This window comes from Sulfuricurvum sp. RIFOXYD12_FULL_44_77 (assembly GCF_001830725.1).
In the GTDB taxonomy this organism is placed as follows: Bacteria; Campylobacterota; Campylobacteria; order Campylobacterales; family Sulfurimonadaceae; genus Sulfuricurvum; species Sulfuricurvum kujiense_A.
The window spans coordinates 1-11,403 of the sequence record NZ_MIBU01000045.1; the positions used below are offsets into that span (position 1 = coordinate 1).

11 protein-coding genes are annotated in these 11,403 nt (G+C 45.4%); 6 read left to right on the forward strand and 5 right to left on the reverse strand.

Translation table 11 applies throughout. From position 1 onward, the window contains the following. Positions 1-66: 66 nt before the first annotated feature. From A2517_RS02115 to folE, 3 genes are all read right to left on the reverse strand, one after another. A complete protein-coding gene (locus A2517_RS02115) occupies positions 67-1,281 on the reverse strand; it encodes a NifS family cysteine desulfurase (RefSeq protein ID WP_294893717.1) in 1,215 nt (404 codons plus the stop codon). A gap of 129 nt (positions 1,282-1,410) precedes the next feature. Then, complete coding sequence (gene fliI / locus A2517_RS02120) at positions 1,411-2,718, reverse strand: flagellar protein export ATPase FliI (RefSeq protein ID WP_294893718.1); 1,308 nt, start codon at positions 2,716-2,718, stop codon at positions 1,411-1,413. 3 nt (positions 2,719-2,721) lie between these two features. Beyond that, positions 2,722-3,309, reverse strand: coding sequence for a GTP cyclohydrolase I FolE (gene folE, locus A2517_RS02125; protein ID WP_294893719.1), 588 nt, complete (start codon positions 3,307-3,309; stop codon positions 2,722-2,724). Between the two features lie 140 nt (positions 3,310-3,449). On the opposite strand from folE, the gene tig reads away from it, so the two are divergent. The 6 genes from tig to A2517_RS02155 all read left to right on the forward strand — a co-directional run bounded on the left by tig (position 3,450) and on the right by A2517_RS02155 (position 9,172). After that, entirely contained in the window at positions 3,450-4,745 is a 1,296-nt protein-coding gene (tig, locus tag A2517_RS02130) for a trigger factor (RefSeq protein WP_294893720.1), read from the forward strand. A 5-nt stretch (positions 4,746-4,750) separates the two neighbouring features. Continuing rightward, positions 4,751-5,347: an ATP-dependent Clp endopeptidase proteolytic subunit ClpP gene (clpP, locus tag A2517_RS02135; RefSeq protein WP_294893721.1), complete on the forward strand. Its 597-nt coding sequence runs from the start codon at positions 4,751-4,753 to the stop codon at positions 5,345-5,347. Positions 5,348-5,357: 10 nt separating this feature from the next. After that, complete coding sequence (locus A2517_RS02140) at positions 5,358-6,413, forward strand: diguanylate cyclase (RefSeq protein WP_294893722.1); 1,056 nt, start codon at positions 5,358-5,360, stop codon at positions 6,411-6,413. Between the two features lie 7 nt (positions 6,414-6,420). Next, on the forward strand, positions 6,421-6,936 hold the full coding sequence (def, locus tag A2517_RS02145; RefSeq protein ID WP_294893723.1) for a peptide deformylase: 516 nt from the start codon (positions 6,421-6,423) through the stop codon (positions 6,934-6,936). An 89-nt stretch (positions 6,937-7,025) separates the two neighbouring features. Next, positions 7,026-8,534 (forward strand): YifB family Mg chelatase-like AAA ATPase, encoded by a 1,509-nt coding sequence (locus A2517_RS02150; RefSeq protein WP_294893724.1) that lies wholly within the window; start codon positions 7,026-7,028, stop codon positions 8,532-8,534. 2 nt (positions 8,535-8,536) lie between these two features. Then, positions 8,537-9,172: an arylesterase gene (locus A2517_RS02155; RefSeq protein ID WP_294893725.1), complete on the forward strand. Its 636-nt coding sequence runs from the start codon at positions 8,537-8,539 to the stop codon at positions 9,170-9,172. A gap of 7 nt (positions 9,173-9,179) precedes the next feature. Here A2517_RS02155 and A2517_RS02160 read toward each other — a convergent pair whose 3' ends face one another. Both A2517_RS02160 and A2517_RS02165 read right to left on the reverse strand, forming a co-directional pair. After that, positions 9,180-10,259: a YeiH family protein gene (locus A2517_RS02160; RefSeq protein ID WP_294893726.1), complete on the reverse strand. Its 1,080-nt coding sequence runs from the start codon at positions 10,257-10,259 to the stop codon at positions 9,180-9,182. Between the two features lie 58 nt (positions 10,260-10,317). Beyond that, a partial coding sequence (locus A2517_RS02165; protein ID WP_294893727.1) for a DUF748 domain-containing protein occupies positions 10,318-11,403 on the reverse strand: 1,086 nt, incomplete at its 5' end.

Genomic DNA, 11,403 nt, shown 5'->3' on the forward strand with positions numbered 1-11,403 from the left:
CTTTGTTGGAATACTGATCCCAAAGAGATCCGCCCAATAAATCATTTTTTGCCATAATAGAATCCTTTAGTGATGAATGTGACATTCTCCAGCTTCACCGCCGGGAGTGGGTTGTACGATTGCGTACGAGCTTGAAATCGCGCGTAGACGTTTTACCGCCGTTGAAAACCGCTCAATGACGTAATCAATCTCTTCGTCCGTTGTAAAACGGCTAAGGCTCAAACGGATACCCGTATGAGCCAACTCATTATCGGCACCGATAGCGAGCATTACGGTGTTGGCTTCGAGATCTTCCGAGGCACAGGCCGAACCAGTAGAGGCACCGATGAGGGCATTGTTCAAGTCCCACAGCATCCCCTCACCCTCAACTCCGCGAATAGAGATCAAAATGGTATTCGGTGTCCGATTATCGCGATTTCCAACGACCATGACGTCACTAAGCTGTGAGAGTAGAGCATCTTCGAGACGATCCCGTTTAACACGAATAGAAGCCATTTTTTCGGCGATATTCTCGGTTGCCAGCTCAATCGCTTTTCCCATACCGACGATATAAGGGACATTGAGGGTACCGGATCGGCGTCCTCCCATATGTTCTCCCCCATGTAATAACGGAGTCAACTCTTGAGAATTACGAATATACAGCGCTCCGATCCCTTTTGGACCGTGAAATTTATGGGCCGACATCGACATAAAATCGACATGCACATCCTGCATATCAACCGGAATTTTGCCCACAGCCTGAACCGCGTCTGTATGGAAAAGAACCCCTTTCTCTTTACAGATCTCCCCCATCTCTTTGATCGGGAAAATCATCCCTGTTTCATTGTTCGCCCACATAATAGATACAAGCGCCGTTTTATCGGTGATGAAACTGCGAAGGGTATGGGCTTCAACAATCCCTTGATCGTTCACCGGAAGATAGGTCACTTTGACCCCTTGTTCTTCGAGAAATCTACAGGTAGAGAGGACGGAGGGGTGTTCGATTTCACTGGTAACGATATGGTTTTTATCCCCGTTTACAATCTTATCAATCCATACCGATTTGAGAACCCAGTTGTTTGATTCGGTAGCGCATGAAGTAAAAATAATATCATCTTTGTCGCTCGCATTAATCCCTTTATACATCTGATTAATGGCTTTTGTGATCGCTGGGTGTGATGCGGTTCCAAAACGGTGCAGTGAGTTCGGGTTTCCGTAAACCTCACTAAAATAAGGGATCATCGCCTCTACGACGGCAGGATCGACCATCGTTGTCGCGTTGTTGTCCAGATAGACTTGCATATAATGCTCCTATAATAGGGTTCTAAATAAAAGACTAATTTAGTCTTGTTTAACTTTTGGGATAATAGTGCAAACGATGTTATAGTAACCTTAAGGGTTTTTTATATTTAGGAATGCTTAAGGATTAGATCAACTACCCATCAATTCTATCATCTGATCAATAGACGCTTGATACCCTGAGATGCTCATTGCCTCTTGCGAGAGAAACGCTTCCATCTTCTCTTTTTTACTGATAGCCTCATCAAGCTCTTTATCGGTCCCCCGAACATACGCACCGATACGGATCAACATTTCATTCTCTTTTAAGAGCGTATAGAGTCGTCGAAATCGACGAACGGCCGCTAGATGCTCAGGGGTAATTATATCGTTCATGACACGTGAAGCGGAGTTGAGGATATGGATAGGGGGATAGATCCCGAAATCGGTCAGCTCCCGCGAGAGGACGATGTGACCATCGAGTATCGAGCGGGACTGATCGGCAATCGGATCGGACATATCATCCCCCTCCACAAGAACGGTAAAAAAAGCGGTAATCGAACCGTTACCCTCCTCTTTTCCTGCACGTTCCATCAGTTGCGGTAATAGCGTCAACGAAGAGGGGGGATACCCTTTTGAGGTAGGAGGTTCACCGAGTGCCAAACCAATCTCCCGCTGCGCCATCGCAAAACGGGTCACCGAGTCCATCATAAAGAGGACATCTTTTCCCTGCGCTTTAAAATACTCCGCCACGCTCATAGCGCTAAAGGCACCGTATTTACGCATCAGGGGAGAATCATCACTGGTTGCGACGACGAGAACCGTGTTTTCGAGATTGCCTCCGAGTGATTTTTCGATAAATTCAGGAACCTCTCGCCCCCTCTCGCCGATAAGAGCCACCACTTTGATGGGGGCAGCAGCGCCACGAACAATCATCCCCATCAAGGTCGATTTACCGACACCGCTCCCCGCAAAAATTCCCAGTTTTTGCCCTTTGCCGCATGTCAACAACCCGTCAATCGTTTTTACCCCAACGCTAAAGGGCTCATCGATCATCCCTCGCTTCATCGCGGCAATCGGTGCTTTAATGATCGATTCGAGATGGGTACCGCCGATAGAGCCTTTTCCGTCGATGGGATTCATAAACGGATCCACAACCCGCCCAAGCAGCGCCTCACCCACTTCAATCATCATTCCGGTTTGATTCGGATAGACTTTATCTCCGGCACGAAACCCTTCCACAAAACGAAAAGGGGTGATAAAAAAACGGTTGCGCTCCACTTCGCTGACCATCCCCAGTGCCTCGGCACCGCTCATCTCCGAGACCAGTAATACCGTATCGCCGATACTGACATGCAGCCCTTCGGCGACAATCACGGTGGGACTGATTTTACTCACCGTGCCGAATACGGTGGTGAGCTTCTCAACCCCTAAACGGCTTCGCAATGATTTGAGCGGCATCGGTTAGTAACGGTTCCCGCTGGAAGAATTAATGAGGCTAAAAAATTCCATCCGAGTCTTTTCATCCCGCTTAAACAATCCGCGAAGGGCACTCGAAGTCGTCGTTGAGCTGATTTTTTGGACGCCTCGCATCTCCATACACATGTGGCGCGCCTGAATCACCACCGCCACTCCTTTGGGGGAAACCGCTTCCATCAATGCATCGGCAATTTGTTCGGTAAGCTGCTCTTGGATTTGCATTCGACGGGCAAAGACATCGACGACGCGGGGGATTTTAGAGAGACCGACCACTTTGCCATCAGGGATATAGGCGACATGCGCCCGACCGATAATCGGGAGAAGATGATGCTCGCATGTTGAATAAAATTCGATATCTTTGATCAACACCATTTCATCGTTACTGCTCGCAAACATTGCCGAATTTAGTATCTCCTGAGGGTCTTCCTGATACCCGCCGAACATAAATTCATACGCTTTTAAAACACGGTTTGGGGTCTTTTCAAGCCCTTCTCTGTTGACGTCCTCTCCGACATAGCGGATCATTGTTTTGACCGCTTCTTCAAAATTTTGCTGTTCAATTGCTTTAGACATCGACTCTCTCATCAGGAATAATATTGTTGTTATTACTTTATCACGTCTTTGCTTTTATTTTAATTCAGCGTACAATTAACCCTTTTTGGATATTATTGCCACCATTTAGTCTGATAAGAGACGTTAACAAAAGGGATTTAATGAAAATTACTACAAACAAAATTGACTCAGCCAACGCGAAAATCAACGCGGCTATCACGCGCGGCACAATCGATGCTAACGTCGAAAAAATTGCCAATCAGCTCTCCAAAGAGGCAAAAATTGCCGGTTTCCGTAAAGGTAAAGTACCTCTCAGTGCCGTAAAAAAACAATACGGTGAACGCCTTGTTCAAGATGCGGAGGCGCAAGCGTTGCGTGATCTTTTAAGTGCTGGTCTACAAGAGATGGCGATTGCCGCTGACACACTGATCGGCGAACCTCAAATCGCTAAATTCGAGAAAAACGATAACGGTATTGACGTTGAAGTGATCATCGCAACCCGTCCTGCAATCGAACTCGGTGATTACGTAGCGATGGTTCCTGATGTTGTAAAACCTGCCATCGACGATGCGGCAGTCACTGCACGTATCGAAGAACTGGCATCCGCTCAAGCCCCTTTGGTTAACGTAGAAGAAAACCGTGCCTTAGTGAGCGGTGATTCAGCACTTCTCGATTTCGAAGGATTTGTTGATGGCGAACCGTTTGAAGGTGGAAAAGCAGAAGGGTTCTCTCTTCGTCTTGGAAGCGGTCAATTTATCCCTGGATTTGAAGATCAAGTGATCGGAATGAAAAAAGGGGAGGAAAAAACCATCGCGGTAACCTTCCCTGAAAACTACGGCGGAGCAAAACTTGCCGGGAAACCTGCCGAATTCAAAGTAAAAATCCATGCGATCCAAGCTAAAGAAGCGGTAACCATCGATGATGAGCTTGCTAAAAAGATGCTTCCGGGGTATGAAGACGCCAGTGTAGAAATGCTCAAAGAAAAAGTAAAAGAGCAGCTTGAGAGCGAAGCGATGAGCGTTGTCTACAATGATGAACTCAAACCGAATCTTATGGAAACATTCGTAAGTGCATTCACGATCGATCTTCCTGAGTTCATCGTGGAACAAGAGATGGATATGGCACTCAACAAAAAAGCTCGCGACTTGAGCGAAGCAGAACTCGAAGAGCTTAGAGGCGATGCAGAAAAAGTAAAAGCGATGCGTGAAACTTTCCGTGAAGATGCATGCCGCGCGGTTAAAGCAACCTTTATCGTTGATGCGTTGGCAAAAGCGGAAAACATCATCGTTAACGAACAAGAGTTGATGCAAACCATTTACTACGAAGCGATGCAAATGGGTCAAGATCCTGCGGCAGTATACAAACACTACCAAGAATCAGGATACCTTCCTGCGATCCAAATGGCGATGATCGAAGATCGCGTGTTGAGTAAATTGCTTAACGATAAAATTAAGTAATCACGATGAGCTACATCCCTTACGTCATTGAAAAAACGGGGCGCGGAGAGCGCTCGTATGATATCTATTCCCGTCTACTCAAAGACCGTATCATCATGCTTAGCGGTGAAGTGAACGATCCTGTTGCCTCTTCTATCGTGGCACAGCTTCTCTTTTTAGAAGCGGAAGATCCTCAAAAAGACATCTATTTTTATATCAACTCACCCGGCGGTGTCATCACTTCCGGAATGGCGATTTATGATACGATGAACTATATTCGCCCTGATGTTTGTACGATCTGTATCGGTCAAGCGGCATCAATGGGGGCATTTTTGCTCAGTTCAGGGGCTAAAGGGAAACGCTACGCTCTCCCGCATGCACGTATTATGATTCATCAGCCTCTCGGTGGAGCGCAAGGTCAAGCAACCGATATCGAGATCCAAGCCAAAGAGATTTTGCGCATGAAAGCCGAACTCAATGAAATTTTGGCTAAAAACTGCGGACAAAGTGTCAAAAAGCTCGAAAAAGATACCGATCGTGATAACTTTATGTCAGCCGCCGAAGCGGTACTTTATGGTATCATTGACGAAGTATTGGTTCAAAAAGAAAAAGAAGAGAAGTAAGGGGCAAACCATGGCGGCTCTCAGTGATCTAAAACGTGCGCAGCGACAAACGACCCAAAAGGGTGGTGACGAGAGTGCTTTTATTACTGCGGGTTCACTCAGTGATCCCACCAGTGATCTTGAGATTTTCGCCAAAGAGGTTTTAAATGCCCTTATTTCAGATAATCTTCCTCCTACCCCTAACAATTTTTCTCTCTATTTTGATCGTATTTTAGAAGATAAGAGCGAAAGTCTCCGACGTCAAATCGGCTCTATTTTAGAACTCGAAGAGGATAATCACGACGAGTCGAGCATAGAGTTGGAAAAAACCCTCAAACAAGGGTTCTCATCCGTCAAAAGCATTTTGCAGCTAAGCGCAACTCTCTATAAAAACATCTCCTTGATGGAGAAAATTTTAGAAAAGCGCAAAGAAGAGATGAAAGAGATCCCTTCTCTAAACGGTGCAAACGATTTGCTTGCATCTCTTGGCAATGATGTCGGCAAACTCAGCTCCATATTGAAAAAGCAAGTATCTCATATGAAAGTTATTTATGATGAGACCGCTACCATCGTAAAACAAGTAGAAAATGAAACTATTTTTGATAATCAATATGGTGTCTATAACAAACGTTTCCTTATTACCAAACTGGAGCAAGAACGTCATCTTATCGATGAGTTCAAACACAAAAGCTCTCTTATCACCGTGCGTCTCTCCAAATCGACCGGAGAAAGTATCCAAAGTGAAAAAGCACAGCAACTCATGGTGCGTACGGTAGCGCGGCTTCTTCTTAAAACGTCTAGACGCAGTGATATCGTTGCCCACTACGGCGAAGGTGTTTTTGCCATGGTATTAAAACATACCGATATAGAAAGTGCCAAACGGGCGTCTGAACGTCTCTTTGATCTCGTCTCTTCGAGCAATTTTTTCATTGCTGAAAAGGAGATCCAATTGCGTATCGCTATCGGAGTCACCGAATTAAACCCTGCACAAGGGGTAGACCAAACCCTTGTTTGTACTCTCAATGCTATGGATGCAGCCGACAATAACTCTAAGATTCGGTATATGGTCTGCAGCGAAAACGAATAAGGTTCTTATGCTTCTACCCATTATCACCTACCCTAACAAACAACTTAAAATGCGTTCTAAAGAGGTGGTCAATTTTGATGAATTGCTCCACCGCTTTTTAGACGATATGTATGAAACAATGATAAGCTCCAATGGTATCGGCTTAGCTGCTATTCAAGTGGCAAATCCGATCCGTGCACTCATCCTTTGTATTCCCGATGACGAAGGAAACCAAAGCAAAGAGAATATCATTGAGATTATTAATCCGGTAATTCATGCCCCTCAAGGCAATATCCTCTACCAAGAGGGGTGCCTAAGCGTCCCCGGTTTTTATGAGGATATAGAGCGGTACGAAACACTGACCCTAAACTACCAAAACCGTCATGGAGAAGCGTGTACCCTTGATGCCTGTGAACTCTTAGCCATCGCCATTCAGCACGAAATGGATCATTTGGAAGGAAAACTCTTTATCGATAAACTCACCTACAACCGACGTAAAAAATTTGAGAAAGAGTATAAAAAAGTACTCAAAGACAAAAAATAGTCTTCCTTATTATATTGCATTTTGCAATATAATTCTTTCAATCCAACATTTACGATACCATAACTGTTAAATACTATTTTGGATTACCCATGAAACAGTTACTTTGTGCTACCTTTGAAGGAATTGACGCTTCACCGGTCGAAGTCCAATTCACTGCAACCAAAGGGCTACCGGCTTTTACTATCGTCGGAATGGCCAATACTGCCATAACTGAGTCAAAAGAGCGGGTAAAATCTGCCCTTCTCAGCAACGGGTTTACTTTTCCCCCGAAACGTCTCACCATTAATCTTGCCCCCAGTGATTTACGAAAAGAGGGGTCTCATTTCGATCTTCCGATCGCGACACTCATTGCGTTAGGAAATTATGAGGGAGATTTATCATCATGGTATGTATTCGGAGAGCTTGGATTGGATGGAAGCGTCACTGAAAACACCCTCCTCTATCCCATCATCCTCTCATTAGCCAAGCAGGGGATAATTGAGCGTGCCATTGTTCCACGTATCAGTCTCCCCAAACTCTCCAAGATACCCAACATCATTTTTTACGGGGTAGAGACTCTCACAGAGACCCTCAATCTCTTACGTGCCGAAGTGCTCCCAGAAACCGAAGCGCATATCAGCTCCTTTGATTATAGCCATTTGATTCATGAAGATACAAACTACTACTTTCATGAACACTATCCCCTCGATTTTATCGATATCAAGGGACAAGAACATGCCAAACGTTCCGCTTTGATTGCGGCGGCTGGAATGCACAACTTACTCTTGGAAGGCTCTCCCGGTTCAGGTAAATCGATGATTGCCAAACGATTGGTCCATATTATGCCGCCGCTTCACAATCAAGAGATGCTGGAATGCGCTAAACTGGAGATACTGGAAGGAAAAGAGCCAACCTTTTCCCCTCTACGCCCATTTCGTTCCCCTCATCACTCCAGCACAGGAGCAAGTATCTTTGGTGGTGGAAGTCATAAAGCTCAAATCGGAGAGGTAGGCTTGGCGCATGGGGGGATCTTATTTTTTGATGAACTCCCTCATTTTTCTAAAACGGTACTCGAAGCACTCCGTGAACCGTTGGAAGATCGCCATATACGCATCTCACGCGTCAATACGAAAGTAACTTATGATGCCAATTTCTTATTTGTTGCGGCAATGAACCCCTGCCCATGCGGCAATCTTTTCAGTACGACGACCGCATGCCGATGCAGTGATTTAGAAATAAATCGTTATAAATCTCGTCTCTCTGATCCCTTTTTAGACCGTATCGATCTGTATGTCCAAATGCATGCTGTGAGTGCCGAGGACAAACCGAGCGTCTCGTCCCATCACCTTCACGCAAAAGTACGTCACGCTTTTTTGCGTCAAAAAGAACGGGGGCAAGAGAGATTAAACGGCTCGCTTAATGATGCGGAGATTGCCCGATACTGTCCTTTGAATGATGAAACGCAACAGGTTATTGATCAGGCGATAGGGAGATTCGGCTTATCGTTTCGAGCGGTGAGCCGTGTCCTAAAAGTAGCACGGACAATCGCTGATATCGAAGGTGAATCAGATATAGGGAAAACTCATTTGCTTGAGGCATTGAGCTATCGAAAGCGCTGAATATGACATTAAATAGAATCTATACGATTGTAGCCGTATTACTTATTGGGAGCTTCTTATTTAATCGCTATTATAGTGCACCCGAAGGAGCTAACAAATATATTGATAAAGAAGCAGTGATTCTCGCTTTTGGTGACAGTCTAACCTATGGATACGGAGCTACTCCCACAGAGAGCTATCCCGCACGTTTAGAAGAACTTTTAGGGCGTAAGGTAATCAATGGGGGGATTTCTGGAGAACTCTCCGAAGAGGGGCTCAAACGGCTCCCTTCATTGCTTCAAAGAGTTAAGCCAAAGATTTTGCTTCTCTGCCACGGAGGAAATGACATACTTAAAAAACAAGATATACAAAAACTGCGTACAAATTTGGAGCAAATGATCCGATTGGCACAATCTCAAAATATTGATGTAGTTTTAATCTCCGTTCCGCAATTCGGATTTCTTCAGCTCACCCCGCCCCCTCTTTACGAAGAACTGGCCGAAGCATACCATTTAGAAATCGAAGAGGATATTCTCGCCGATATTCTTCATGACAACCGCTACAAAAGCGACTACATCCACCCCAACGCCCTCGGATATCAAAAGATGGCGGAAGCTATAGAAAAACTACTGCGAAATCGTTATCAGTTTGAAAAGTAAAAACCTCTTAAAATGTAGCAACAACCCACATCGTAATAAAATATCCGCCGATAAGGAGCCATCCGAACATTACCCCTGCCGTATAGAGCGGTGCCATCCCCAACCCTTTGAACTTAGCAAATCGTGTCCCCATACCCAAAGCGGTCATTGCCATAGTTAAAAGGAACGTATCGATAAGATTAATATTTTCGACGGCAGAGGTGATAAGTACTGAAATCGATTCTCCCGCATGGGCAAGACTGTATTGCGTGAGCAGTGAGTTAACCCCTGCCATACCGATAAAATAGACGGCAAACCACGGAATAACGAGTTTCACCCCTCCCCCTACGCTACCGCTTTTTTTAGCGGCATACGAGAGATAAATTCCCAAAACGATCAGCATCGGAGCGATCATAATAACCCGCGTCATTTTAACGATCACCGCAGCATCCGCTGCCTCTTTCCCGTAGGCTCCGCCGACGGCAACAACTTGGGCTACTTCGTGAATGGTTCCGCCGACGAAAATACCGAACGTCTTATCATCCATTCCCGCAAACACTCCCGCACTGTAAAGGGCAGGATACAAGAACATAGCAATCGTTCCGAACAATACAACCATCGACACAGCGATCGCTGCTTTATGCTCTTCTGATTTGAGTACCGGTTCCGTTGCCAAAACAGCCGCTGCACCGCATACCGATGCCCCTGATGCGGTTAGCATCGATGTATCTCGATCCATTTTAAAGATTTTCTGTCCGATGTAGGTTCCAAGGATAAACGTTGTAGAGAGCATGATCAACGAGACCATAAACCCCTCCATCCCTACCTCAGCGATTTGTTGAAAGGTAATGCGGAAACCGTAAAAAACGATAGCGAAACGAAGGATTTTTTTACCCGAAAAAGTAATCCCTCCCTCCCATACGAAGGGGATACGGTTATGAAGTGTATTGGCAAAAAATATCCCCAGAACAATCCCCACGACCAATGGTGAGATTCCTAGATTTTTGATAACCGACAAATCAGCGATCATTGTCGCGGCTGCGGCAAATATAGCGACAAAAAGGATACCGCTAAGGGTATCTTTGCGCTTTGTGGGTGAAAACGGCATAGATTCTCCTATAAAATAAGTGTGACATTATAGGACGAATCACAAAAATCTCAAAATATTAGGGAAGGACAATCTCCAAACGTGTCGGAATGATCTCTTCTTTTTCCCCTTTTACCCCTTCATTCTCTTTAATAAGCAGCCGCTTGTCAAATCCCGGTGTTTTCTGCAAATAATCCCGAATGGCGATAGAGCGCTGTTGCGCCAGTGTTTGAAGTTCTGCTGAACTAAGCGGCTGCAACACAACCAACTTGTCGATTAATGCCGCCGAATAGTAGCGGACATACGCCGCTTCTTCAGGGTATTGCTCTTTATACGAGGCTTTAAGTTCTTTGAGCTCTTTTTTATCCAAGGAATCCTCTGCCATCACTTCGAGCAATTCCACGCTCATCGCTTGGGTAGAGTCGATTTTGAGATTTTTATTTCGTTTCAATGCAGCTTGAACAAGTTTACCCTCTTTGAGCGCACGGGTATCGCCTACCTCATCCCATCCGCCGTAGAGGGCCAATGAGAGTTTAGGACGCTTGGAAAGTATCGCCGTAATCTGATCAAGTTTTTCCACTTCCGGCGGCAAAAGTGTCGCCGAGCCGGTTTCAAAGTTAATAGAAGAGAGCTTATCGCTCTCAATCCCCATCATCGATCCCAGTAGTCTAAACGGAGAGGTCACCGCTTTGGTAAAGAGATTTCCGATCACCTGCCATACCACTTTGCCATATTTGAAATCGGGGTTATTCACATCCCCCTCGATAGGGAGATCAATATCGATAACACCGTCACTGTCTTCGAACAATGCAACTACCAGCCGCAACGGCCACGGTGATCCGCCCGTTTTCTCTGCCCCAAGCTCAATTTGTTTAATCACGACACGATTAGCAGCACCCAGTTTTCCCTGATCAATCTTGTATCCAAGATCCAAAAAGAGTTTCCCCCCCGCGATCTTGTACCCCAAAAATTCAAGAGAATAGGGGGTGTACCCTTTAAGTTCCAAATTATCGAAAGCCACTTTCATATCGGTGAATTTTTTAGGGTCTTTGGTATTGAGCGATCCGTCGATCCGAGCCAATCCGTACTGATCCACCCCACCTCGAATTTTCACGAATGTGGTAACGTCTTTGGTCGTCGAGATCCCCAAAACCGACCCTTCCAA